The 24,363-nt window shown below is 70.8% G+C and carries 20 protein-coding genes; 15 read left to right on the top strand and 5 right to left on the bottom strand.

The window, feature by feature from the left end:
• Positions 1-43: 43 nt before the first annotated feature.
• Positions 44-1,186 (top strand): nucleotide disphospho-sugar-binding domain-containing protein, encoded by a 1,143-nt coding sequence (locus ACIODU_RS10780; RefSeq protein ID WP_401766301.1) that lies wholly within the window; start codon positions 44-46, stop codon positions 1,184-1,186.
• Between the two features lie 47 nt (positions 1,187-1,233).
• On the opposite strand, the gene ACIODU_RS10775 is transcribed toward ACIODU_RS10780, so the two are convergent.
• Entirely contained in the window at positions 1,234-2,352 is a 1,119-nt protein-coding gene (locus ACIODU_RS10775; RefSeq protein ID WP_401766298.1) for a DegT/DnrJ/EryC1/StrS family aminotransferase, read from the bottom strand.
• Positions 2,349-3,314: an NAD-dependent epimerase/dehydratase family protein gene (locus ACIODU_RS10770; RefSeq protein WP_401766295.1), complete on the bottom strand. Its 966-nt coding sequence runs from the start codon at positions 3,312-3,314 to the stop codon at positions 2,349-2,351. The genes ACIODU_RS10775 and ACIODU_RS10770 overlap by 4 nt, the downstream gene beginning before the upstream one ends.
• 136 nt (positions 3,315-3,450) lie before the next feature.
• Between ACIODU_RS10770 and ACIODU_RS10765 the strand changes: the two genes are divergently transcribed.
• Positions 3,451-4,212, top strand: coding sequence for a class I SAM-dependent DNA methyltransferase (locus tag ACIODU_RS10765; protein ID WP_401766292.1), 762 nt, complete (start codon positions 3,451-3,453; stop codon positions 4,210-4,212).
• Between the two features lie 117 nt (positions 4,213-4,329).
• The gene (locus ACIODU_RS10760; protein ID WP_401766289.1) at positions 4,330-4,983 is read left to right on the top strand and encodes an FMN-dependent NADH-azoreductase; all 654 of its coding nucleotides are present in this window, start codon (positions 4,330-4,332) and stop codon (positions 4,981-4,983) included.
• Positions 4,984-5,011: 28 nt separating this feature from the next.
• Here the strand turns inward: ACIODU_RS10760 and ACIODU_RS10755 are convergent, their stop codons facing one another.
• Positions 5,012-6,043, bottom strand: a complete 1,032-nt coding sequence (locus ACIODU_RS10755; protein WP_401766286.1) for a helix-turn-helix transcriptional regulator — start codon at positions 6,041-6,043, stop codon at positions 5,012-5,014.
• A gap of 82 nt (positions 6,044-6,125) precedes the next feature.
• Here ACIODU_RS10755 and ACIODU_RS10750 point away from each other — a divergent pair, with 82 nt between their 5' ends.
• The 6 genes from ACIODU_RS10750 to ggt all read left to right on the top strand — a co-directional run bounded on the left by ACIODU_RS10750 (position 6,126) and on the right by ggt (position 14,673).
• Positions 6,126-6,950, top strand: coding sequence for an SDR family oxidoreductase (locus tag ACIODU_RS10750; protein WP_401766283.1), 825 nt, complete (start codon positions 6,126-6,128; stop codon positions 6,948-6,950).
• 290 nt (positions 6,951-7,240) lie between these two features.
• On the top strand, positions 7,241-8,611 hold the full coding sequence (locus ACIODU_RS10745; RefSeq protein ID WP_356422087.1) for an NDP-hexose 2,3-dehydratase family protein: 1,371 nt from the start codon (positions 7,241-7,243) through the stop codon (positions 8,609-8,611).
• A gap of 68 nt (positions 8,612-8,679) precedes the next feature.
• On the top strand, positions 8,680-9,006 hold the full coding sequence (locus ACIODU_RS10740; protein ID WP_401766280.1) for an antibiotic biosynthesis monooxygenase family protein: 327 nt from the start codon (positions 8,680-8,682) through the stop codon (positions 9,004-9,006).
• A gap of 51 nt (positions 9,007-9,057) precedes the next feature.
• Positions 9,058-10,401: a crotonyl-CoA carboxylase/reductase gene (gene ccrA, locus ACIODU_RS10735; RefSeq protein WP_401766277.1), complete on the top strand. Its 1,344-nt coding sequence runs from the start codon at positions 9,058-9,060 to the stop codon at positions 10,399-10,401.
• A gap of 74 nt (positions 10,402-10,475) precedes the next feature.
• On the top strand, positions 10,476-12,740 hold the full coding sequence (locus tag ACIODU_RS10730; protein WP_401766754.1) for an excinuclease ABC subunit UvrA: 2,265 nt from the start codon (positions 10,476-10,478) through the stop codon (positions 12,738-12,740).
• Between the two features lie 97 nt (positions 12,741-12,837).
• Positions 12,838-14,673 carry a gamma-glutamyltransferase gene (gene ggt, locus ACIODU_RS10725; RefSeq protein ID WP_401766274.1) on the top strand — a complete coding sequence of 612 codons (1,836 nt, stop codon included), beginning with the start codon at positions 12,838-12,840 and terminating at the stop codon, positions 14,671-14,673.
• A gap of 45 nt (positions 14,674-14,718) precedes the next feature.
• Here ggt and map read toward each other — a convergent pair whose 3' ends face one another.
• Together map and ACIODU_RS10715 are read right to left on the bottom strand one after the other, a co-directional pair.
• Complete coding sequence (gene map, locus ACIODU_RS10720) at positions 14,719-15,486, bottom strand: type I methionyl aminopeptidase (protein WP_401766270.1); 768 nt, start codon at positions 15,484-15,486, stop codon at positions 14,719-14,721.
• Between the two features lie 49 nt (positions 15,487-15,535).
• Positions 15,536-16,903, bottom strand: coding sequence for a pyridoxal phosphate-dependent aminotransferase (locus ACIODU_RS10715; RefSeq protein WP_401766267.1), 1,368 nt, complete (start codon positions 16,901-16,903; stop codon positions 15,536-15,538).
• Positions 16,904-17,022: 119 nt separating this feature from the next.
• Here ACIODU_RS10715 and ACIODU_RS10710 point away from each other — a divergent pair, with 119 nt between their 5' ends.
• The 6 genes from ACIODU_RS10710 (at position 17,023) to ACIODU_RS10685 (ending at position 24,362) form a co-directional block, all read left to right on the top strand.
• Positions 17,023-17,415, top strand: coding sequence for a PPOX class F420-dependent oxidoreductase (locus ACIODU_RS10710; RefSeq protein WP_356422067.1), 393 nt, complete (start codon positions 17,023-17,025; stop codon positions 17,413-17,415).
• A 188-nt stretch (positions 17,416-17,603) separates the two neighbouring features.
• Positions 17,604-19,409, top strand: a complete 1,806-nt coding sequence (locus ACIODU_RS10705) for a hypothetical protein (protein ID WP_401766264.1) — start codon at positions 17,604-17,606, stop codon at positions 19,407-19,409.
• 176 nt (positions 19,410-19,585) lie between these two features.
• Entirely contained in the window at positions 19,586-20,428 is an 843-nt protein-coding gene (locus ACIODU_RS10700; protein ID WP_401766261.1) for a nitrilase-related carbon-nitrogen hydrolase, read from the top strand.
• 86 nt (positions 20,429-20,514) lie between these two features.
• Positions 20,515-21,762: an aspartate aminotransferase family protein gene (locus ACIODU_RS10695; protein ID WP_401766751.1), complete on the top strand. Its 1,248-nt coding sequence runs from the start codon at positions 20,515-20,517 to the stop codon at positions 21,760-21,762.
• Between the two features lie 114 nt (positions 21,763-21,876).
• The gene (hydA, locus tag ACIODU_RS10690; protein ID WP_356422058.1) at positions 21,877-23,280 is read left to right on the top strand and encodes a dihydropyrimidinase; all 1,404 of its coding nucleotides are present in this window, start codon (positions 21,877-21,879) and stop codon (positions 23,278-23,280) included.
• An 80-nt stretch (positions 23,281-23,360) separates the two neighbouring features.
• Positions 23,361-24,362 (top strand): TIGR03842 family LLM class F420-dependent oxidoreductase, encoded by a 1,002-nt coding sequence (locus ACIODU_RS10685; protein ID WP_356422055.1) that lies wholly within the window; start codon positions 23,361-23,363, stop codon positions 24,360-24,362.
• The last annotated feature ends 1 nt before the right edge of the window (position 24,363 follow it).

Below are 24,363 nucleotides of genomic sequence, written 5' to 3'. Positions count from 1 at the left end.
TGGCGCCGTGGTCCGGTCCGTGACGTACGTCTAAGGAGAAGCAGTGCGATTCCTGTTCATTGCCGGGGGCGGCTCCGCCCCCGTACACGCCAGCGCACCCCTCGCGTCGGCCGCCCGGACCGCGGGCCACGACGTCCTCGTCGCGGTTCCCGAGGAGAACCTCGACCTCGTCGTCGGTCTGGGCCTGCCGGCCCGCGGTGTGACCGACCTGGGCATGGGGGAGGCGATGCTCAAGGACCGCCAGGGCAACTGGCTGAGCATGCCGACCACCGAGGACGAGGAAATGGACTTCGCCGGGCGGGGTTTCGCCCGGCTGTCCGCCGCCGGCTACCAGGCGACCGAGGAACTGGCCGAGGCATGGAAGCCGGATGTCGTGATCGGCGGGGAGTACAACCACGCCGCCCCGCTGATCGCCCACCGGTTCGGGATTCCGCATGTACGGCACACCTGGGCCATCTACGACCGCACCGAGGTGGACTGGCAGGGAGCCACCGACGAACTCAAACCGGAACTCTCCCGGTTCGGTCTGGACGAGATCCCCGGTTCCGACCTGTTCGTCGACATCACTCCGCCGAGCCTGCGGCCCGAAGGGGCCGAGGCGGCGCAGCCGATGCGCTGGACCCCGGGCAACCCCCAACTTCCCTTGCAGCCCTGGATGTACGCCAAGAGTGACCGCCCCCGGGTCCTGATCACCTCCGGCTCGCGGAGCGTGTTCGTGCCGACGCTGGGGATCGACTTCTTCCGGCCCTTGCTGAGCAACTCCCTGCTGGCGAGCGGCGACGTCGAGGTCGTCGTCGCGACCTCGGAACCGGTCGCCGCGCAACTGCGCGCCGAGTTCCCGGACATCAAGGCTGGCTTCCTCCCACTGGACGTGGTCGCCGGTACGGCAGACCTCGCCGTGCACCATGGCGGCGGCGTCACGGTCATGACCCTGCTCAACGCGGGGGTCCCGCAGCTGGTGCTGCCCGAGATCCTGGCCTCCGCGATTCCCATGCGCCGGGTCGACGCGCAGGGCGCGTCCATCACCCTCGACAGCAGCACCGCGCCGGCCGAGGATCTCGCGACGGCAGCGGCCAAGATCCTGTCCGACTCTTCCTACCGGGACAACGCCCGCGGCCTCGCCCGGGAGATCGCCGGGCTGCCCGCTCCCGCCGAGATCGTGAAGATGATCGAGAAACTCGTCTGAGGAACAACGGTGGGGGGCACCCGACCGGGTGCCCCCCACAGCCGTGCTCAGAGGGCGAGAAGGACTTCGCGCAGGGACGAGATCACCTTGTCCTGGAGGCCGGCCGGCAGGGAGGGATACATGGGGAGGGAGAAGATCTCCCCCGCCAGCCTCTCGGTGACCGGCAGGGATCCCGCCTCGTATCCCAGGTGTGCGAACCCGGACATGGTGTGAACGGGCCACGGATAACTGATGTTCAGCGCGATGTCGTACCGCTTGAGCGCTCTCATGATCTCGTCCCGGCGCGGATGCCGGACCACATAGAGGTAATACACGTGCTCGTTGCCCTCGTTCACGGACGGCAGGACCAGGCCGCGGTCGGCGAGGTCGCCCAGTCCTCGCTCGTACCGCTCGGCCACGGCCCGGCGTCCGCGGACGTAACCGTCCAGCCGCCGGAGTTTGCGGCGCAGGATCTCGGCCTGCACCTCGTCCAGCCGGCTGTTGTGACCCGGGACCTCCACCACGTAGTAGGTCTTCTCCATCCCGTAGTAGCGCAGCCTCCGCAGGTTCGCGTCCACGGCCGCGTCCTCCGTGAGAACCGCCCCGGCGTCGCCGTACGCGCCGAGCACCTTGGTCGGGTAGAAGGAAAACGCCGCCGCGTCCCCCATGCTGCCCGCGAGCCTGCCCCGGTGACGGGCGCCGTGCGCCTGCGCGCAGTCCTCCAGCAGCGCCAGCCCGTGCTGGTCGGCGAGGGCACGCAGCGGGGCCATGTCCACACACTGGCCGTAGAGATGCACCGGGAGGAGCGCCTTGGTACGCGGAGTGATCGCGGCGGCCACCTGGTCCGTGTCCATCAGGTAGTCGTCCTCGCGGACATCCACGAACACAGGCTTCGCGCCGGTCCCGTCGATGGCCACCACCGTCGGGGCCGCCGTGTTGGAGACGGTGACGACCTCGTCCCCCGGGCCCACCCCGAGCGCCTGGAGCCCCAGCTTCACCGCGTTGGTGCCGTTGTCGACCCCCGCGCAGTGCGCCACCCCGTGGTAGTCGGCGAACTCCCGCTCAAAACCGGCCACGCTGGGCCCGAGCACCAGCCGACCGGAGCGGAACACCGTGTTGACCGCGTCGAGCAGGTCCTCCTTCTCCGACTCGTACTCCGGCAGGTAATCCCACACGTATGTGGTCATGAAAGGGGGTTCTCCGTTCTGTTCGGCGGATGGTGACGTGCGACGAACTCTTGCCAGAACGCGTCCACCGCGTCGGTGAGCCGACGACGGGGCCGCCAGCCGAGCAGCCGCTCGGCGGGTTCGATGTCCACCCGGGACCAGTCCTCGGTGGAGTGCTGGATACCGGTGCCGGCGCGCTCCACCACGCTGGCAGCCAGACCGCTGCGCGCGACGAGCAGGCTCACCAGTACCCGTACCGACGTGCTCGTGCCGCTTCCGATGTTGATCAGCTCGCCGGTGACCGGTGAAGTCGCCGCCGCCACCACCGCGTCGGCCACATCGCGGACGTCCACGAAGTCACGGTGGGCGAGCAGCGGATCGAGCTCCACCACCGCCGGCTCCCCGGCCGCCGCCCACAGCTGGTTGGCCACCCGGCCGAGCAAGCTGACGTCCGGGCTGAGCGGACCGGCCAGATTCGTGATCCGCAGCACCACCCCCCGCAGCCGGTGCGACCGCAGCCGCTCCAGCACCGCGAGGGTCGCCGCCAGCTTCGCCCGGCCGTAGGCGCTGCCCGGCCGCTCCACGGTGGCTGGGCTGGCGGTAGTACCGACGCTCATCCGCCCGTACTCCAGCACGGAGCCGAGGTGCACGATCCTCGGTGGGGCGCTCAGCAGGGCCAGCGCGTCCAGCAGCCGGAGCGTGGGGACGGTGACGGCGTCCCACATCTCTTCGTCGGTACGGCCCCAGATACTGCCGACCGCGTTGACCACGACCTCGGTTCGGAGCTCGTCCAGGACCTTCGCCAGGTCCTCGGGGGGCTGCCGCGCGACATCGAAGGCGAGAAAGCGGCCGGCCTCCCCCGACGGGGGCGCACCGCGTGCCACGGCCAGCACATCGAAGCCACGCGCGCTCAGCGCCGTGCACGCGTGCCGCCCGACGAAGCCGGTACCGCCCAGGACAACGGCGCTTCCGTTAACGGACATGCGGTCCTTTCCCTCACTGGCATCAGGCCCTTCCCCCCTCGCGCATCATCGGCGGGCCCGATCGGGGCTCGCTCGAGCCCCGGCCGGGTTCCACCGCCGCTCGACGGGGAGAGGTCAGGGTGCCGGAGCCGGGACTGTGACCCGTCCCGGCGACGACCGGCCCGGCGACGGAGGAGACGGCATGTACGGCGGCGAGTCAGCGAAGATCTACTACGCCCAGCACACGGCACGGGGCAAGGACTACCGGGCCGAGGCCGAGGCGGTGGCCGAGCAGATCCGTCTGCGCCTCCCCGGCGCGTCCTCGGTGCTGGACGTCGCCTGCGGTACCGGAGGTCACCTCGGACCGTTCACCGAGCTGATCGGGTACGCGGAGGGCATCGATCTCTCGAAGCCGATGCTGGAGATCGCGCGGCGGGAGCTGCCTGCCGAACTGCCCCTGCACGTCGGGGACATGCGGGACTTCGACCTCGGCCGCACGTTCGACTCACTGACGTGCCTGTTCGCCTCGATCGGGTATGTGGGGTCCGTCGAGGAACTGCGCGCGTCGCTGCTCTGCTTCGCCCGGCACGTCAGGCCGGGCGGCGTGGTGGTCGTGGAGCCCTGGTGGTTCCCCGACACCTTCGTCGACCGCTGGGTCTCCGGTGACATCGTGCGGTGGGAGGGCGACACCATCAGCCGCGTGTCCCATACCGTGCGCGAGGGCGACACCTCCCGGATGGAGGTGCACTACCTGCGTGCCTCCCCCGACACCGGCGTCCGGCACCTGACGGAGGTCCACCGCGCCATGCTGTTCACCAGGGAGCAGTACGAGACGGCGTTCTCGCTCGCCGGACTGCGCCCCGAGTACGTGCCGGGAACCCCGTCGGGGCGGGGCCTGTTCGTGGGTGTCCGCACCTGAGAACCGCAGGCGGCGCAAGCCGCGCTCCGACCAGGTTCGAGCGCCCCGCGCCACGATCGGCACTTCCGTCAGCGCCGCCCCCTGGGGGAGCTCGCCGTCGCTCTTGAGAGGTGTCCCGTGCCCCGTCTGCTGCACATCGACTCGTCGACCTCACCGCACTCCGTCTCCCGGAGTCTCGCCGCCTCCTTCCTGGCCGTTTGGACCGAGGAACACCCCGGTGCGACCGTCACGCACCGGGACCTGACCGCGGTCCCGATCCCGCACCTCGACCCTGACTCGTACGTGGCACTCATGTCCGAGCCCCGCACCGACGCCCAGCGCGCGGCCGCGGCGCTCCAGAGCGAACTGGTCTCGGAGATCCAGACAGCGGACGCGTTGCTCATCAGCGTGCCCATGCACAACTGGACCATCCCGTCCAGCCTCAAGGCGTGGCTGGACCAGTCACTGATCCTGGGGCGGACCCTGCCCTACGACCCGGCGTCCAACCCGCTCGCCGGCCGTCCGGCGACCGTCCTGATCGCCTACGGCGGGGACTACGGACCGGGCGCGCCGGACGAGGACATGGACCACTGCGGCCCGTACCTCCGTACGGTGCTGGGGAAGGTGCTCGGCTACCAGCTGGAGCTGATCGCCGCCTTCCACACGGTCACCCCCTTCCTCTCCGAGGACCCGGTGGAGCTGGAGAAGGCGGCCCTGTCCCTCCGGCAGGCGCACGCCGCCGCGGCGGACCGGGCCCGGAAGGTGGCCGGAGCTCCGGTCCCACTTCGCTGAGGCCGGGGCCGCGGGGGCCTGACCACGGTCACCCGTCTCCGCGGTCACCTTCACCCGGCGTGGAGCGCTCCGCCGCGCCCGGCTCGCCGAGGGCGGCGCGCGCCCCGGGCCGGACGGAGCGCCCCATGCGGTCGGAGAGCGTTCTGACGTGCTCGACCAGCTCCGGCGGCTCCCGGATGTCGAACTCGAATCCGAAAGCGGCGATCCACACGGCGAGATGGTCGAGGCTGTCCGACCCGATGCGCAGGACGCAGGTGCGCTCGTCGACGGGTTCCACCGCACCGAGGGTGGGGGGAACCTCGTCCGCCACCTCGTGGGCGGGGCCGTACATGGTGAGCACCGCGCGGTAGCGGTACTGGTCGGTGACCGTGGCGGTGGCGAAGTAGCGGGGGAGATCCTCGGCGGGCAGCGGGCGGGGGACGAAGCGGGGACCGTTCGGGATCCGGACCGACACCCGGTCCGCACGGAACTTGCGCCAGTCCGACCTGGTGACGTCCCAGCCGAAGACGTACCACCGCCGCCCGTGATGGACCAGGCGGTACGGCTCCACATCCCGCAGACTCCCCGAGCCGTCGTACGACACGTAGTCGAACCGGAGTCGTTCGAGGTCGCGGATGGCCGACGCGATGGCGACGAGCACGGAGGGATCGACCGTCGGACCGGGGGCCGGCACGGTCACCAGCGCCGCGCTGAGGGTGTTGACCTGGTAGCGCAGCCTTGAGGGGAGCACCTGGTCCAGCTTGGTCAGGGCCCGTACCGACGTTTCCGCGATACCGGTGACCGCGCCGCCGACCGCGGTGCGCAGCCCGATCGCCACGGCGACGGCCTCCTCGTCGTCCAGCACCAACGGCGGTAGCGAAGCGCCCGCGGTCAACTGGTAGCCACCGCCGACCCCGCCCGTCGCGTTGACGGGGTATCCGAGCGCGCGCAGCTTGTCCACGTCGCGTCGCACGGTCCGCGGACTCACTCCCAGCCGGTCCGCCAGCTCGAATCCCGACCAGTCCCGGTGTGCCTGCAAAAGAGTCAGCAGGCGGAGCAATCGCGCCGAGGTTTCCAACATGGGGCGAGTCTCGCACCGGTGGCGGACAGCAGTTGACCGCGATTACTCATAGTTTCGGAGCTCCGGACCGAAGGAGATTCTGATGACCATTCTTGTCGCGGGAGCCACGGGCAACGTGGGGCGTCCGCTGGTCGAGCAGTTGCTGGCCGCGGGGCACCCGGTACGCGCGCTGACCCGAAACCCGCAGAAGGCGGACCTCCCCGCCGGGGCGCAGGCTGTCGCCGGCAACCTCGCCGAGACCGAGAGCCTGGCGGAGGCGTTCTCGGGCGTCACCGCGGCCCACCTGATCAGCTTCAACGGAGAGGACTTCTCGGAGCTGACCAACGGCACCGAGATCGCCGAGCTGGCCCGCAAGGCCGGCGTGCGCAGGGTGACCGTACTGAAGGGAGACGTGTCCAAGAGCCCCCTTGAGGAGGCCGTCGAGGCCGCGGGCCTGGAATGGACGCACCTGTCGCCGGTCGAGTTCATGTCGAACGCCCTGGAGTGGGCCGAGTCCGTCAGGACAGAGGGCGTCGTCCGCGAGGGTTTCCCCGAGTCCAGGAGCGCCATGGTCCACGAGGCGGACATCGCCTCGGTGGCCGTGACCGCGCTGACCGCGGACGGTCACGCGGGCAAGGAGTACTGGCTGACGGGGCCTCAGGCGCTCACCCCGGCGGAGAAGGTGCGCATCATCGGCGAGGTGATCGGCCGCGAGGTCCGGTACATCGAGCTGAGCCGGGACGAGGTCGTCGCGGGCTGGCGCGACAGCGGCTACTCGGACGACGACGTGGAGTTCTTCCTCATGATGCGCACGAACCCTCCGGAGGCCGGCTACACCGTCCTGCCCACGGTGGAAGAGGTCACCGGCAGGCCCGCGCGCGCCTTCGCGCAGTGGGTGGAGGAGAACGCGGCGGCCTTCAAGGCCTGACCCACCCCACGGAAGCCGGGCGGGCCGAGCCCGGCCGGCTTCCGGCGTGCGCGGCATCCGCGGGGCGGTGACGCCGGGGCGCCGGCCGGCCCGTTCGAGTACGAATGCAGGCGGTGTCGAGAGCGGCCGACCACGATGGTGCTCGCCGCCATACCGCGCCCGGCATCCGCGATTCGGTGGAGGCTGCCGAACGGACCTTCCTGGAGACCGCTTTGACGTTGCACCTTCGGCCGGCCACGTCCCACGAGGATGTGGACGGCGCCGCGTCGCTACAGACAGCGAGGTCCGTGATGGCCAGGTCCGGACTGGTCCCCGACCTCGACCATTTCCACCGCTGGCTCGGCGAGCAGAGGCGCACCTCCCACATGGAAGTCCGGAGTCTTCCGCTGGACCACCTCGACGGATGGCGGACCGACCCCGACACCGGCAACATCCGCCATGTCTCGGGGAAGTTCTACTCGGTCGAGGGGCTGGACGCGCGGGTGACGGCCGGCCCGGTCGAGCACTGGCAGCAGCCGATCATCAACCAGCCCGAGGTGGGCATCCTGGGCATCCTGGTCAAGGAGTTCGACGGTGTCCTGCACTGTCTGATGCAGGCCAAGATCGAACCGGGCAACCGCAACGGCCTCCAGTTGTCCCCGACGGTCCAGGCGACACGCAGCAACTACACCCGGGTGCACGGCGGTGCGAGCGTGCCGTACCTCGACTACTTCCGGGACACCGCGGGCCACCGCGTCCTGGCCGACGTCCGGCAGTCCGAGCAGGGCTCCTGGTTCCACCGGAAGCGCAACCGCAACATGGTCGTCCAGGTCACCGGCGAGGTCGAGCTGCTCGGTGGCTTCTGCTGGCTGACTCTCGGGCAGGTGCACCAACTGCTGGCGCTGGACGACCTGGTGAACATGGACGTGCGCACGGTGCTGTCGTGCGTACCCTTCGCCGGCGTGAACCTGCTGCGGGCGTTCGGCCCCGGTCTCACCGCGTTCACCTCGTCGCTCATCCGGTCGTACGGTGTGGAGGCCGATGCCGTCCACAGCACCTCCGAGGTCCTCAGCTGGATCACGGACGTCCGCACCCGGCGGGAGAGCGAGGCCGAGCGGATCGCCCTGCGGGACGTGCGGGGCTGGAACCGGGACGACGAGAGGATCGCGCACGACAGCGGCCTGTTCTTCCGCGTCATCGGGGTCGGTGTCACGGCCACCGGACGCGAGACCCGCGCCTGGGCCCAGCCGATGATAGAGCCGTGCGGCGAGGGGGTGGTGGCCTTCCTGGTCAAACGGATGAACGGCGTCCTGCACCTGCTCGTCCACGCCAAGGCCGAGCCGGGGTACGTCGACGTCGTGGAACTCGCCCCCACCGTCCAGTGCACCCCACCCAATTACGACGCGATCCCGGGGGGCGTGCGACCTCCCTATCTGGCCGAGGTCCTCGCCGCCCAGCCGCACCAGATCCGGTTCGAGGCCGTGCACTCGGAGGAGGGCGGGCGCTTCTTCCACGCGCGGAACCGTTACTCCGTCATCGAAGTCGAAGGTGATCTCGATTCCGGCCACCCGGACTACCGCTGGCTCACCCTGACCCAGCTGGCCTCTCTGGTGCAGCACAGCCATTACGTGAATGTGCAGGCCCGCAGCCTGATCGCCTGTTTGCACGCCCTGTCCGCCTGATGCGCGACGGGGTTCTCCCGTACGGCCACCAAGGCCCGTCACCGTCGTCCTCCACGCAAGGGATTCCGATGGACAACCAGCCCACCTCCGTCACTTTCGTCAACCGGTTCACCGTGACCGGGGAGCCGAAGGAATTCGAGGAGGCATTTTCCAGGACCGCCGACTTCATGACGGGCCAGCCCGGCATTCTCGGATACACCCTTTCCCAAGACACCGAGGATCCCCAGCGCTTCGTGAACATCGCGCGCTGGAAGAACGCGCAGTCCCTTCGCGCCGCCGTGAGCAACCCCGACTTCCAGGCCCATGTGGGAGAGCTGCGAAAGCTGGCGACCAGCGAATCCCGGCTCTACTCCGAGAGGCAGCGCTACCTGGACGGCGGCGACACCGCTCCCTGATCCCGCGGAACGCCACCGATTTCCCCGCACCCTGACGAGAAACGGAATGCGATGAATTCGTTGAGTGAGGCCGTCCTGTCGGACGCGCCCCCGCGGGAACTGGCGCGGACGCCCTTGCCGGGGGAGTACACCGCGGCCCATCTGCGGGTCGAGGACGTCGGTATGTTCGCGGGTCAGGCCGACAAGGACGTGCGCAAGTCCATCCACGTCGGAGCGGTGCCGATGCCGGAGCTGGCACCGGACGAAGTGCTGGTCGCCGTCATGGCGAGTTCCATCAACTACAACACCGTCTGGTCGGCGACGTTCGAGCCGTTGCCGACCTTCGCGTTTCTCTCCCGGCGCGCCGCCGCCGGCGGGTTCGCCGCCCGGCACGACCTCCCGTACCACGTCATCGGCTCGGACGCGTCGGGTGTCGTCGTCCGTACCGGGGCAGGCGTCAGCCGGTGGGGGCCCGGGCAACACGTGGTGGTGAGCTGTGTCCAGGTGGACGATCACGAGCCGGCCACGCACGCGGACGCCATGCTCGGATCCGAACAGCGGATCTGGGGGTACGAGACGAACTTCGGCGGACTCGCCCACTACGCCGTGGTGAAGGCGAGTCAGCTGCTGCCGAAGCCGGGCCATCTGACCTGGGAGGAGGCCGCCTGCACGCTGCTCACCGCCGCCACCTCCTACCGGATGCTGATCAGCGACAAGGGAGCCCGGATCAAGCTGGGGGACGTCGTACTGATCTGGGGCGCGACCGGAGGGCTCGGAGCCTTCGCCGTACAACTGGTGAAACAGGCGGGCGGGATTCCCGTCGGGGTGGTCGGCTCGGAGGCCAAGGCGGGCTACCTGCGCGCGCTCGGCTGTGACCTGGTCGTCAACCGGTCCGAACTCGGCCTGGAAGGACCGGACGGCAAGGACAGCACCGTCGAACAGGCCAAGCGGCTGGGGCGGGCGATCCGCGAGGTGGCGGGCGAGGACCCGGCCGTGGTGTTCGACTTCGTCGGCCGGGCGACCTTCGGCCTGTCGGTCTTCGTCGTCCGCCGCGGCGGCACGGTGGTGACCTGTGGCTCGACCACCGGCTATCAGCACGAGTACGACAACCGCTACCTGTGGATGAACTCCAAGCGCGTCGTGGGCAGCCACGCCGCCAACCTCCAGGAACAGGCTGAGTGCAACCGCCTGTTCGGGCTCGGAAAGCTGGTGCCCGTCCTCTCCACCGTCCATCCGCTGGCGGAGGTCGGTGAGGCCACCCGCATGGTCCAGAACAATCAGCACATCGGAAAGGTGGGTGTTCTCTGCCTCGCACCCCGAGAAGGACTGGGGGTGACCGATCCCGCGCTCCGGGAACGGATGGGGGAGTCCGCGCTGAACCCGCTGCGCAGGGAGCGGCACATCCTCGAAAGGTGATCGCGAAGACGTCAACCGCCCACGCGCGCAAAGGATTTGCCAAGCCGCCGGAAAGATTCCTGTACTGTATTCCCATGGCAGAAAAAGAAGATGACATCCAGATCGTCGGCGCCAGGGAGAACAATCTCAAAAATGTGTCGCTGCGCCTTTCTCGAAACAAGATCACCGTATTCACCGGAGTGTCAGGTTCCGGGAAGTCTTCCCTGGTGTTCGACACGCTGGCGGTGGAGTCCCAGCGCCAGCTGAACAGTACGTTCAGCTGGTTCATCCGAAATCAGCTGCCGAAATACCAGCGCCCGCACGCGGATGTGATCAGGAATTTAACGACACCTGTGGTGGTCGACCAGAAACCGGTCGGCGGCAATGCCCGGTCGACGGTCGGAACGATGACGGACATCTACTCGTCCATCCGTGTCCTGTTCTCCCGCTTCGCGACACCCCGACAGCCTCCCGGCGTCTACTCCTTCAACGACCCGCAGGGCATGTGCCCCGACTGTGACGGTCTCGGCCGGACGCGCCGAGTCGACGTGGAGAGGATGCTCGACCGGTCCAAGTCCCTCGACGAGGGCGCCATTCAGCTGCCCACCCACAAGGTCGGTGGCATGGACTGGCAGCAGTACGCCAACTCCGGTCACTTCGACACGGCCAAGCCGCTGAGCGCCTACGACGACGCCGAGTGGCACATGCTTCTGCACGGCTCCGGCGGCACGGTGACCGTGAAGACCGCCAACAGCACGGCGACCCTCAAGTACGAAGGGTTGGTCGACCGCTTCGCCCGGACCAACCTCAAGCGCGATCTGAGTGCGCTGAGTGAACGGGGCCGGGCGAACATCGAGCGGTTCATCACCCAAGGTCCCTGCGGCGCCTGTGAGGGGACCCGGCTGAACCCCGCGGCGCGGGCCGCGACGATCGACGGCCGCACCATCGCCGACTGGTCCCGAATGGAGGTCGGCGACCTCATCGGGCTTCTCGGTACCTTTCGGGACCCGGAGTCCACGGGCATCGCCGAGAGTGTGCGTACCGCGCTCGAGCGCATCGAGGGGATCGGCCTCGGCTACCTCTCGCTCGACCGGGAGACCACCTCGCTCTCCGGCGGTGAGGCCCAGCGGCTGAAGATGGTGCGCCACCTCAGCAGCAGCCTCATCGGAATGACCTTCATCTTCGACGAACCGAGCACCGGACTGCACCCGCGGGACGTGGGCCGGCTCAACGACCTGCTGCGGGCCCTGCGGGACCAGGGGAACACCGTGCTCATCGTGGAGCACGACCCCGACGTCATCGAGATCGCCGATCACGTCGTCGATGTCGGCCCGCGCGCGGGGGTCCACGGTGGTCGGATTGTCTTCGAGGGGACGTTCGAGGAGTTGAGGAGGGCCGGCACGCTCACCGGCGAGGGCCTGAGGCGGGTCGGCCCGGTGAAGAACACGGCCCGCACGCCCACCGGGCACCTGGAGGTGCGCGACGCCGACCTGCACAATCTGAAGAACGTCACCGTCGCCTTTCCGACCGGGGTTCTGACCGCGGTCACCGGTGTCGCGGGTTCCGGCAAGAGCTCCCTGGTCACGGCGTCGTTCCTGGATGCCCATCCGGACAGTGTTCTTGTGGACCAGTCGGCCATCAAGGGGTCCTCGCGTTCCACACCGCTCAGTCATCTCGACCTGATGGACACGATCCGCAAGCTCTTCGCCAAGGCGAGCGGCGCGCCGGCCGGACTGTTCAGTTTCAACTCGGCCGGCGCCTGCGGCGAGTGCAACGGCCGCGGCCAACTGATCACGGAACTGGCCTACATGGACCCGGTGCGGACCCACTGCGAGGTCTGCGACGGCCGCAGGTTCCGCGAGGATGTCCTGGCGCACCACCTGCGCGGCAAGTCCATCGCCGATGTCCTCGAGCTCCCGGCCGAGGCGGCCGTCACGTTCTTCACCGAGCCGGAGATCCGCGGCAAGCTGACGGGCCTCCTCGATGTGGGCCTCGGCTACCTCACCCTGGGCCAGTCCCTCAGCACCTTGTCGGGAGGCGAGCGGCAGCGTCTGAAGCTCGCCGGACAACTGCACCGCTCAGGAAGCGTCTACGTACTGGACGAGCCGACCACCGGACTCCACATGTCCGACGTCGACACCATCCTCGGCCTGATGAACCGCCTGGTCGACAGCGGCAACACGGTCATCGTGGTCGAGCACAACCTCGACATCGTCCGCCAGGCGGACTGGGTCATCGACCTCGGCCCCGACGGCGGCAAGCACGGTGGAGAGATTGTCTTCACCGGCACACCCAACGACCTGCTCAAGGCGGAAGGCTCGGCCACCGGCGAGTATCTGCGCCGTCGCGCGGGGGGCTGACCGGGCGGGCCTCCGCCGCACCACTGTTCGAGATGGTCCTGGCGGGTGGGTGGTGGTGAAGTTACAGTGCGCGGACGGTTCCTGACTGGAGGTACGGATGCATCGCTCCGCTGTGCGGAATGTGTCGGCCGTGGCCGTCGCCGCGGCCATGCTCGCGGTGGGCGCCGCCGCGCCGCCCTCGACGGCGGCCCCCGGGGCTTCGCCGAAGACCCCCGCCACGAAGCCGCCGGTGAAGACGCCGGTGGCCGCGGGGTACGGGGGAGCGGTGGCGAGCGTCGACGCGGACGCCTCCGCCGCCGGCATCGAGGTGCTGCGCCGGGGCGGCAACGCCGTGGACGCGGCGGTGGCCACGGCCGCGGCGCTCGGGGTCACCGAGCCCTACTCCGCCGGGATCGGCGGCGGGGGCTACTTCGTGTACTACGACGCCAAGTCCCGTACGGTGCAGACCATCGACGGCCGCGAGACCGCCCCCCGGTCCGCCGACTCGGGCCTCTTCCTGGAGGACGGCAAGCCGATCCCGTTCGCGGACGCGGTGACCAGCGGGCTCAGCGTCGGCACGCCCGGCACCCCCGCCACCTGGGACACCGCGCTCCACGCGTGGGGCAGCAGGTCCCTCGGGCAGCTGCTCAAGCCCGCCGAGAAGCTCGCCAAGGACGGCTTCACCGTCGACGAGACCTTCCGCAGCCAGACCCAGGCCAACCAGGCGCGGTTCGCGGACTTCCCGGCGTCCGCGAAGCTGTTCCTGCCCGGCGGGCAGCTGCCGGTCGTCGGCTCGACCTTCAAGAACGCCGATCTGGCGCGTACGTACGCGGAGTTGGGGCGCCGGGGGACCGACGCGCTGTACGAGGGCGAGCTGGCCCGCGACATCGTCCGTACGGTACGGACCCCTCCCGTCGACCCGAAGGCGACCAGGGTCGTCCGCGCCGGCGACCTCAGCACCCGGGACCTCGCCGCGTACCGGACGAAGCGCCAGGCACCGACGAAGATCTCCTACCGGGGCCTGGACGTGTACGGCATCGCGCCGTCGTCGTCCGGCGGTACGAGTGTCGGCGAGGCGCTCAACATCCTGGAGAACACGGACCTTTCGAAGGCCTCCCAGGCGAAGTACCTCCACCGCTACATCGAGGCGAGCCGGATCGCGTTCGCCGACCGGGGCCGCTGGCTCGGTGACCCCGCCTTCGAGGACGTCCCCACCAAGGGGCTGCTGTCGCAGCGCTTCGCGGACTCGCGGGAATGCCTGATCAAGGACGACGCGGTCCTCAAGAGCCCGCTGGCGCCCGGCGATCCGGGCAACCCGAAGCCGTGCGCGCCGGGCGGCACCGCCGCGCCGACCACGTTCGAGGGCGAGAACACCACGCACCTGACGGCCGCCGACAAGTGGGGCAACGTCGTCGCGTACACCCTGACGATCGAGTCCACCGGCGGCAGCGCGATCACCGTGCCGGGACGGGGCTTCCTGCTCAACAACGAGCTGACGGACTTCTCGTTCGCCCCGGCCAACCCGGCGGTCCACGACCCGAACCTGCCCGGGCCCGGCAAGCGCCCGCGCTCCTCGATCTCCCCGACGATCGTGCTGGACCGGCACGACCGGCCCGTCCTGGCGCTCGGGTCGCCCGGCGGCGCGACCATCATCACGACGGTCCTCCAGACCCTGACGGGCGTGGTCGACCGGGGTCTGCCGCTGGTCGACGCGATCGCCGCGCCCCGCGCGAGCCAGCGCAACGCGGCCGCCACCGAGCTGGAGCCGGGGCTGTGGAACAGCCCGGTGCGGCAGCAACTGGAGTCCCTGGGGCACGTGTTCACGCAGAACCCGGAGATCGGCGCCGCGACCGGCGTCCAGCGCCTTCCCGACGGCCGCTGGCTGGCGGCGGCGGAGACCGTCCGCCGGGGCGGCGGCTCGGCGATGGTGGTCAGCCCGGCCGGCCGGCGGTAGGCACCACGCCCGGGGAAACACCCGACGACGGCCCGCGCACACGGCTCACAAGGCCGTGAGGATGCGCGGGCCGTCCGTCGTGATCGCGACCGTGTGCTCCGCGTGCGCCGCGCGGCTCTTGTCCAGCGTGCGGATCGTCCACCCGTCGTGGGCGGTGTAGTGCCGGTCCGTGCCGCCGCCGATCAGCATCGGCTCGATCGCCAGCACCATGCCGTGGCGCAGCGGCAACCCCCGGCCGGGACGCCCCTCGTTCGGGACGCCCGGGTCCTCGTGCATCGTCCGGCCCACGCCGTGCCCGCCGAACCCCTTCGGTATGCCGTAGCCGGCGGCCCGGCAGACGCGGCCGACCGCGTGCGCGATGTCGCCGATGCGGTTGCCGACGACGGCGGCCGCGATCCCCGCCGCCAGCGCCGCCCTAGCCGTCTCGACGAGCCGTACGTCGGCGGGCCTGGCGCGGCCGACGGTGAAGCTGATCGCCGAGTCGCCCACCCAACCGCCCAGCGTGGCACCGCAGTCGATGCTGACCAGATCACCGTCGTGCAGGCGGTACGTGTCCGGGATGCCGTGGACGATCGCGTCGTTGACCGACGTACAGATGACGGCCGGGTAGGGGAGGGGCGCCCAGGCGGGGTGGTAGCCGAGGAAGGGCGAGTCGGCCCCCGCCTCGCGCAGCACGGCGCGGGCGGTCTCGTCCAGGTCGCGCAGCGGGACGCCGACGTCCGCCGCTTCCCGTACCGCCGTGAGCGCTTGCGCGACGACCCGGCCGGCGGCCCGCATGGACTCCAGGGACGCGTCGGACTTGATGTCCACCATGCCACGAGGTTACGTCCAAGAGGCCGCGCCCTGCCCGTCCTCCGCGCCTCTACGCCCCCGAGATCAGCCGGTCCACCGCCGGGGTGCCCGACGACCAGCCCCGGCCGCCCGTCACCGGAGGCAGGGGCATGGCGGCCGCGGCGGGCCCCATCGGCGCGGCGGGCCAGACCTGGGCGGGGACCAGGCCGAGGCCCGGGGGCTGGGAGCCCGGCTGCGGGGCGGCGAGGCCCCTGGCGGGGACCGGCATCTGCGCGAGCATCGGCTGCGGTACGGCCGGCGGCAGCGGGGCCGGGGTGACCTGGCGGCCGTACAACACCTGCTCCAACCCGGAGATCAGGCGTCGCACCTGGTCCTCCTGGCGCACGACCAGCCGCAGGAACCGGCTGGACGACCCCACCTTGTTGCCGCACTCGCGCACCAGCACCCCGTGCTCCGCGAGCAGCCGGTCGCGCAGCACCGCGCCGTCCACGCCCTCCGGGAGCCGTACGAACACGAAGTTGCCCTGCGACGGGTAGACCGTGAGCCCCGGCAGCTGGGCGAGCCGGGCGGTCATCGCCCGCCGGTCGCGCCGGGCCAGCTCCAGGCTCTCGGCGTACTCCCCGCGGTGCTCCTTCAACATGAACACCACATGCTCGGCAAAGGAGTTGAGGTTCCACTTGGGAAGCATCGAGCGGACCTTCCCGGCGAGCGACGGGTTGGCGACGAGATAGCCGAACCGGACGCCGTGCAGCCCGAAGTTCTTGCCGAGGCTGCGCAGGACGATCACATTGGTACGGAGCGGGGCCTCGTCCACGATGCTGGTCTCGCGGGCCGCGTCGGCGAACTCCAGGAACGACTCGTCCACGACGACCAGGTCCACGTCCCGCAGCGAGTCGCACAGGTGGAGCACCTGGGCCTTGGACAGCAGCCCGCCGTCCGGGTTGTTGGGGTTGCAGATGACGGCGGTACGGGAGCCCCGGTCCTGGACGAAACGCACGAAGGCCCGGGGATCCAGCCGGAAGCCGTGCGCCTCCGGCAGCGGGAACATGTCGCAGCGCTTGCCGGTCTCCATCGGCTGGTCGGTCCACCGCCCGAAGGTCGGCACGGGCACCGCCAGCGAGTCCCGGACCAGCAAGTGGTCGATCCAGGTGATGAGTTCGGTGGAGCCGTTGCCCATGGCGACGGTCTGCGGGTTGAGGCCGAGGACCTGGCACAGCTCGGCGGTGATGGTGTCGGCGCCGCTCGGGTAGTAGGTGAGGATGTCGCGGATCCTCGCGCCCATCGCCTCGAACATCGCGGGGGTGGGGAAGTACGGATTGCACGGGATGCAGAAGTCCGCGATCGGCCCCGCGGCCCCGCCGCCCGCCCGGTGGAGCATGGAGATCGAGGGGCTGTGCGCGCTGGACGCGCGGAAGAGTGCGGTGACATCGCCGGCCATGGCCTGCCTTCCCTGCCGGGGGCGGTCCACCGGGGATGTGCGGACCGTCCCTCTATACGGCCCTGAAAGGTGGGGTGTTCAGTGGTTGGCGGGGGCGGCGAGCGCGTAGTCTCGCGTCCGTGACCACCCTCGACGAAGTCGGCGAACTCGGCCGCGCCCGCTATGTCAGCCTCACCACCTACCGCAAGGACGGCACGGGTGTCGCCACCCCCGTCTGGCACGCCGTGGAGAACGGTGAGTTGTTCATCTGGACCAGGGACGACGCCTGGAAGGTCAAACGGATCCGCAACAACGGCCGTGTGGTCCTGGCCGCCTGTGACGTACGCGGACGCATCGCGCCCGGTGCGACCACGCTCGAAGGCACGGCCCGGCTGCTGGACGCGTCCGAGAACAACCGGGTGCGCAAGCTCCTGACCCGGAAGTACACCTGGCAGTTCTGGGCGATCGACCGGCCGGCCCGGCTCTTCCGGCGCGGGAAGACGAAGACGGTCGGAATCGCCGTCACGTTCTGAGCAGCGGCGCACCGACACAGCGTGGTGTGCCGATCACACCGCACCGTCCCGGAAAACTGCGCGTAGCCGTCCTGTAACACGGCTGCGGTCGAATGCCACCTGACCGCAGGGCAGGCACGGGGGGTCAGAACGGGGCAGCGATGACGGTGCATCAACTCCCGGCAGAAATAGGGGCGTTCGCTCGGTACTTGCGCGACTTGACGTCGTTGCTCGACCCGGGCGGCGGCTGGTACGGCGTGTTCAGACAGCGTGATCCCGACGGGCTGCGCGCCTGTTTCGACGGCGTCGAGATCCCTCCGTGGGACGTCGTGGAGTCGCTGCTCCAGGACTTCGGCGCGGGCCGGGACGCCGAGCAGACCGCGGCGGAGGCGGCCCGCGCGCGCCGCCTCCACGCGGCATCGGCCGCCGCGTACGACCGGCGGGCCGGTGGCGGGGAAGCGCTGTCGGAGCGGCTGCGGCTGATGCTCCGCGAGCAGGCGTACGCCGTGGAGCGGGCCGACGAGCTGGTACGGCAGCTCCGTACGATCCCGGAGGGCTCGCCCGAGGGCGGGCAGCTGGCGCACGACCTCGCGTGGGTGCGCGACGACCACGCGCGCGCGTCCGCGCGGTGCGCCGAACTCCGCTCCCGGCTCACCGCCCTGACCACCCCGGGGCGCGGCGGGCTGCCCCCGCGCCCGGTGGCGCCCGAGGGGTGGTTCCGCGCGGAGGAGTCCCAGGCGGACGAGGAGTCCGTGTTCGGCACCCGCGACCCGGCCCCGGCCCGCTCCGGGCCCCGCGACGACGCGCGCTCCGGTCCGCGCGACGACGCCCGCGACGACGGCCCGGGATCCGCCCGGTACGCGGGCGGGGGGACGGGCGCGGGTATGGACACCCGTACCGGCGCGGACACCCGCTCGGGCATGGAGACCCACCCGGGCATGGACATCCGCCCCGGCGCGGGCAGCGGCCCCGGCCCCCGGCCGGACGCCGCCCCCGCCCCGGCGCCGTGGGCCGGCGCACCCCGCGCGGCTGATCCCTACGGCCGCCCCGCCCCCCAGGGGCCGTACGGAACCGAGAGCGCCCCCGCGCCCGCTCCCCGCGACCCCGCGTGGGGACCCGGAACACCCTGGGAGCGCCCGGCACCCGGCCCCGAGCGTACGAGTGCGGGCGCGAGCCCGGCCGGCGCCCCCGATGCCGTACCGGACAGCTCACCGCAGTGGGCCGGGGATGCCCCCCGGACCGCCCCCCGCGAGCAGGACCCCGAGCCCGCCCCGACCCGGCAGAAGAAGCGCGCCGCCGCCGCCAAGCGCAAGCCGCGCGGCGCCCGCTTCGCCGGACTCGACCTCGACGACGACGCCGAAGAACCGGTGGCCACGCCCCTCACGGACGCCCCGCCCCCCACCGCCCGCGACACCCCGCGCGGCGCCCGTTTCGGCGGCGCGCTCGCCGGTGCCGCCCGCCCCGCCGAGCCCGTCCACTCGCCCGAGGACCTGCGCGCCGCCGCCGACCTGGTCGCCTCGCTCGTCGGGCTCCGCGCCCAGGGCCGGTCCGGCGAGGCGCACGTCCTGCTCTGCGAGGCCGCCGGGCGCCCCCCGGGCCAGCTCCCGCTGCTCGCCGCCGAACTGAACCGCGCGGGCCTCGGCGCCGACTGGGCCGAGCTGCTCTGGGAGGCCGCCTCCCTGCCGCCCGACCGGCTCGCGGCGGCCGCCGGGGCGCTCGCCGTCGCCGGCCGGGACGACGACTGCGGCCAGCTCCTCCGCCAGGGCGCCGCCCGCCCCGCCGAGGAGATCGCCGACGCCGTGCTCGCGCTGGGCGACGCGGGCCGGGCGCACGAGGCGCAGGCGCTCCTGAGCACCTTCGTCCAGGCCCGTACGCCGGAGGACGCGGCGCGCATCGCCGTACCCGATCCGCGCCGTCTCGTACCGCAGCTCCTGCACGCGGCGCGGGCCGTCTCGGCCGGTCACGAGCGGGATGTCGTGCATGCCCTGCGGCTGGCCGGGATCGGGGCCGTCTGACCCGTCCGCGCCCCGGTCCGCCCGTTGTCGACCGCTCGGGTATGAAACTTGATCGACTCTGCGGGTTAACGACGATGGTCTTGCCCCCGTGTGTGACGGGGCTTACGTTCTCCTCCTACGCATCGCATCTACGTGCGTAGAAAGCTCGTCGACGATCCCGCCCAAGGAGCAGTCCCGTGGCCAGAGTCGTACGCGCCGCCCTCGTCCAGGCGACCTGGACCGGCGACACCGAATCCATGATCGCCAAGCATGAGGAGCACGCCCGCGAGGCGGCCCGGCAGGGCGCGCAGGTGATCGGCTTCCAGGAAGTGTTCAACGCCCCCTACTTCTGCCAGGTGCAGGAGCCCGAGCACTACCGGTGGGCCGAGCCCGTCCCGGACGGTCCCACCGTCACGCGGATGCGCGAGCTCGCCCGGGAGACCGGGATGGTGATCGTGGTCCCCGTCTTCGAGATCGAGCAGGCGGGCTTCTACTACAACACCGCCGCCGTGATCGACGCCGACGGCACGTACCTCGGGAAGTACCGCAAACACCACATCCCGCAGGTCAAGGGCTTCTGGGAGAAGTACTACTTCAAACCGGGCAACGCCGGCTGGCCCGTCTTCGACACCGCGGTCGGCCGGGTCGGCGTCTACATCTGCTACGACCGGCACTTCCCCGAGGGCTGGCGCCAGCTCGGCCTCAACGGCGCCCAGATCGTGTACAACCCGTCCGCGACCTCGCGCGGCCTCTCCGCCTACCTCTGGCAGCTGGAGCAGCCGGCCGCCGCCGTCGCCAACGAGTACTTCATCGCGGCGATCAACCGGGTCGGCCAGGAGGAGTACGGCGACAACGACTTCTACGGCACCAGCTACTTCGTGGATCCGCGCGGCCAGTTCGTCGGTGAGCCGGCGAGCGACAAGGCCGAGGAACTCCTCGTCAGGGACCTGGACTTCGGGGTGATCGACGAAGTGCGGCAGCAATGGGCGTTCTACCGGGACCGCAGGCCCGACGCGTACGAGGGACTGGTGAAGCCGTGACCGACACGACGGACACCCCGCAGGCCGTCGGGCCGCCGCGCACCCCGCAGGCCGCCGACCGGCTCCTCGACCGCCACCGCGCGGTCCTGCCCGACTGGCTCACCCTGTACTACGACCGGCCCCTGGAGATCACGCACGGCGAGGGCCGCCACGTCTGGGACGCCGACGGCAACCGCTACCTGGACTTCTTCGGCGGCATCCTCACCACGATGACCGCGCACGCCCTGCCCGAGGTCACCAAGGCGGTGAGCGAGCAGGCCGGGCGGATCATCCACTCGTCCACGCTCTACCTCAACCGCCCGATGGTCGAGCTGGCGGAGCGGATCGCCACCCTGTCCGGCATCCCGGACGCCCGGGTCTTCTTCACCACGTCCGGTACGGAGGCCAACGACACGGCCCTGATGCTGGCCACCGCCTACCGCGCGTCGAACCAGATCCTCGCGATGCGCAACAGCTACCACGGCCGGTCCTTCTCCACGGTGTCGATCACCGGCAACCGCGGCTGGTCGCCGACCTCGCTCTCCCCGCTCCAGACGCTGTACGTGCACGGCGGGGTCCGCGACCGGGGCCCGTACGCGCACCTCGGCGACGAGGCCTTCATCGCGGCGTGCGTGGCCGACCTGGAGGACCTGCTCGGCCACACCCGCGCGCCCGCCGCGCTCATCGCCGAACCGGTGCAGGGCGTCGGCGGGTTCACCGCGCCGCCCGACGGGCTGTACGCCGCGTTCCGCGAAGTCCTCGACCGGCACGGCATCCTGTGGATCAGCGACGAGGTGCAGACCGGCTGGGGCCGTACCGGCGAGCACTTCTGGGGCTGGCAGGCACACGCCGCGAGCGGCCCGCCGGACCTCCTCACCTTCGCCAAGGGCATCGGCAACGGCATGTCCATCGGTGGGGTCGTGGCCCGGGCCGACATCATGAACTGCCTGGACACCAACTCCATTTCGACCTTCGGCGGCAGCCCCGTCACGATGGCGGCCGGCCTCGCGAACCTCTCGTACCTGCTGGAGCACGACCTCCAGGGCAACGCCCGGCGGGTCGGCGGACTGCTGATCGAGCGGCTGCGGGGGATCGGCGCGGGTGTCGCGGCCGTACGGGAGGTCCGCGGCCGGGGCCTGATGATCGGCGTCGAACTGGTCAAGCCCGGCACCGACGAGGCGTCGCCCGAGCGGGCGGCTGCCGTCCTCGAAGCGGCCCGCGAGGGCGGGCTGTTGATCGGCAAGGGCGGCGGCCACAACACCAGCGTGCTGCGGATCGCCCCGCCGCTCTCCCTCACCGTGGCCGAGGCGGAACAGGGCGCGGCCATCCTCGAACAGGCCCTGCGGGGCGTCTGATCCGTCCGTACGGCTCCGGCCCGGGCCGCCAACAGCCGCCCGGGCCGGGGAAGTTCGGACCAACCTCCGTCCCCGCGAGCGCGGTCGCACCGCAAGAAAGGGAGCGCCACCACCATGAGCACCCGCACCCTGATCCGTGGCGGGCTTGTCATCACCGCCGCCGAGGAGACCCACGCCGACGTCCTGATCGAGGACAGCAGGATCGTCGCCCTCGCCGCGCACGGGTCGACGGTCGCGGAGGGCTGGACCGCCGAGCGGACCATCGACGCGACCGGGAAGTACGTCATCCCCGGCGGGGTCGACGCCCACACGCACATGGAGATGCCGTTCGGCGGCACCCTGGCCGCCGACACCTTCGAGACCGGCACCCGCGCCGCCGCCTGGGGCGGCACCACCACGATCATCGACTTCGCCATCCAGTCGCCGGGCCGGGCGCTGCGCGAGGGCCTGGACGCGTGGTACGCCAAGGCCGACGGCCGGTGCGCGATCGACTACGGCTTCCACATGATCGTGGCGGACGTGAACGAGGGTTCGCTGAAGGAGATGGACCTGCTGGTCCAGGAGGGGGTGACCTCCTTCAAGCTCTTCATGGCCTACCCCGGCGTCTTCTACAGCGACGACGGCAAGATCCTGCGGGCCATGCAACGGGCCTCCCAGAACGCCGGGTTGATCATGATGCACGCCGAGAACGGCATCGCGATCGACGTCCTCGTGGAGCAGGCGCTCGCCGAGGGCCGCACCGACCCCCGCTACCACGGCGAGGTACGGAAGACACTGCTGGAGGCCGAGGCCACCCACCGCGCGATCCAGCTCGCGCGGGTCGCCGACGCACCGCTGTACGTCGTGCACGTCTCGGCCGAGGAAGCGGTCGCCGAGCTGGCGCAGGCCCGCGACAAGGGGCTGCCGGTCTTCGGCGAGACCTGTCCGCAGTACCTCTTCCTCTCCACCGACAACCTCGCCGAGCCGGACTTCGAGGGCGCCAAGTACGTCTGCTCCACCCCGCTGCGGCCCAAGGAGCACCAGGCGGCGCTCTGGCGCGGACTGCGGACCAACGACCTCCAGGTGGTGTCCACGGACCACTGCCCGTTCTGCTTCACCGGGCAGAAGGACATGGGCCGGGGCGACTTCTCCAAGATTCCCAACGGGCTGCCCGGGGTGGAGAACCGCATGGACCTCCTCCATCAGGCCGTGGTCGAAGGCCGTATCACGCGCCGCCGCTGGATCGAGATCGCCTGCGCCACCCCGGCCCGGATGTTCGGCCTCTACCCGCGCAAGGGCACCATCGCGCCCGGCGCGGACGCCGACGTCGTCATCTACGACCCGCACCACGAGCAGACGCTCTCCGTTGACACCCACCACATGAACGTCGACTACTCGGCGTACGAGGGCAAACGGATCACCGGTCAGGTGGAGACCGTGCTGTCCCGGGGCGAACCGGTCATCGACCGGCGGGAGTTCACCGGCCGCGCGGGCCACGGCCAGTACACCCCGCGCGCCACCTGCCAGTACCTCGACTAGACCGCTGGCCCGAGCGATCCAAGCGATTCACCCGAACAAAGCGAACCGAGCGAACCAAGTGATCTAGGAGTGGCACGGCCATGGACTTCGGACTCGTCCTCCAGACCGACCCGCCGGCCTCAGGGGTCGTCGGGCTCATGCGGCGCGCGGAACGCAACGGGTTCCGCTACGGCTGGACCTTCGACTCGGCGGTCCTCTGGCAGGAGCCGTTCGTCATCTACAGCCGCATCCTGGAGCACACCACCAGCCTGATCGTGGGCCCGATGGTCACCAATCCGGGCACCAGGACATGGGAGGTGACCGCCTCCACCTTCGCCACCCTCAACGAGATGTACGGCAACCGCACGGTCTGCGGCATCGGGCGCGGCGACTCGGCGATGCGGGTGGCCGGCCGCAAGCCCAACACCCTGGCCCGGGTGGGCGAGGCGATGGAGGTCATCCGCGACCTCGCGGAGGGCCGCGAGGCGCTCGTCGACGGCCAGAGCCTGCGGCTGCCGTGGGTACGGGACGGGAAACTGCCGGTCTGGATGGCCGCGTACGGGCCCAAGGCCCTGGCCCTCGCCGGGCAGAAGGCCGACGGCTTCATCCTCCAGCTCGCGGACCCGTACCTCACCGAGTCGATGGTCAAGGCGGTCCGTACCGCCGCCTCGGACGCCGGGCGGGACCCGTACTCCATCACGATCTGCGTGGCGGCGCCCGCGTACGTCGGGGACGACCTCGCCCACGCCCGCAACCAGTCGCGGTGGTTCGGCGGGATGGTCGGCAACCACGTCGCGGACCTGGTGGCGCGCTACGGCGAGCACTCCGGGCTGGTGCCGGACGCGCTGACCGACTACATCAAGCGGCGCGAGGGGTACGACTACAGCCACCACGGGCGTACGGACAACGCGTCGGCGGACTTCGTGACCGACGAGATCGTGGACCGGTTCTGCCTGCTCGGTCCGGTCGAGGCGCACATCGAGAAGCTGGAGGCGCTGCGGGCCCTGGGCGTCGACCAGTTCGCGCTGTACAACATGCACGACGCGAAGGAAGCGACGATCGACGCGTACGGCGCCGACGTCATCCCGCACTTCCAGGACTGAC

The organism is Streptomyces sp. NPDC088261 (assembly GCF_044740805.1).
Lineage (GTDB): Bacteria > Actinomycetota > Actinomycetes > Streptomycetales > Streptomycetaceae > Streptomyces.
The sequence above is the reverse complement of the archived record's forward strand: the minus strand, read 5'-3'. Positions and strand labels throughout refer to the sequence as shown.

Coding starts and splice junctions, on each gene's coding strand:
- map (WP_401766270.1), bottom strand. CDS start 15,486: ATGGTGGACATCAAGTCCGACGCGTCCCTGGAGTCCATGCGGGCCGCC.
- ACIODU_RS10775 (WP_401766298.1), bottom strand. CDS start 2,352: ATGACCACATACGTGTGGGATTACCTGCCGGAGTACGAGTCGGAGAAG.
- hydA (WP_356422058.1), top strand. CDS start 21,877: ATGAGCACCCGCACCCTGATCCGTGGCGGGCTTGTCATCACCGCCGCC.
- ACIODU_RS10740 (WP_401766280.1), top strand. CDS start 8,680: ATGGACAACCAGCCCACCTCCGTCACTTTCGTCAACCGGTTCACCGTG.
- ACIODU_RS10750 (WP_401766283.1), top strand. CDS start 6,126: ATGACCATTCTTGTCGCGGGAGCCACGGGCAACGTGGGGCGTCCGCTG.
- ccrA (WP_401766277.1), top strand. CDS start 9,058: ATGAATTCGTTGAGTGAGGCCGTCCTGTCGGACGCGCCCCCGCGGGAA.
- ACIODU_RS10730 (WP_401766754.1), top strand. CDS start 10,476: ATGGCAGAAAAAGAAGATGACATCCAGATCGTCGGCGCCAGGGAGAAC.
- ACIODU_RS10755 (WP_401766286.1), bottom strand. CDS start 6,043: ATGTTGGAAACCTCGGCGCGATTGCTCCGCCTGCTGACTCTTTTGCAG.
- ACIODU_RS10715 (WP_401766267.1), bottom strand. CDS start 16,903: ATGGCCGGCGATGTCACCGCACTCTTCCGCGCGTCCAGCGCGCACAGC.
- ggt (WP_401766274.1), top strand. CDS start 12,838: ATGCATCGCTCCGCTGTGCGGAATGTGTCGGCCGTGGCCGTCGCCGCG.
- ACIODU_RS10685 (WP_356422055.1), top strand. CDS start 23,361: ATGGACTTCGGACTCGTCCTCCAGACCGACCCGCCGGCCTCAGGGGTC.
- ACIODU_RS10770 (WP_401766295.1), bottom strand. CDS start 3,314: ATGTCCGTTAACGGAAGCGCCGTTGTCCTGGGCGGTACCGGCTTCGTC.
- ACIODU_RS10745 (WP_356422087.1), top strand. CDS start 7,241: ATGGCCAGGTCCGGACTGGTCCCCGACCTCGACCATTTCCACCGCTGG.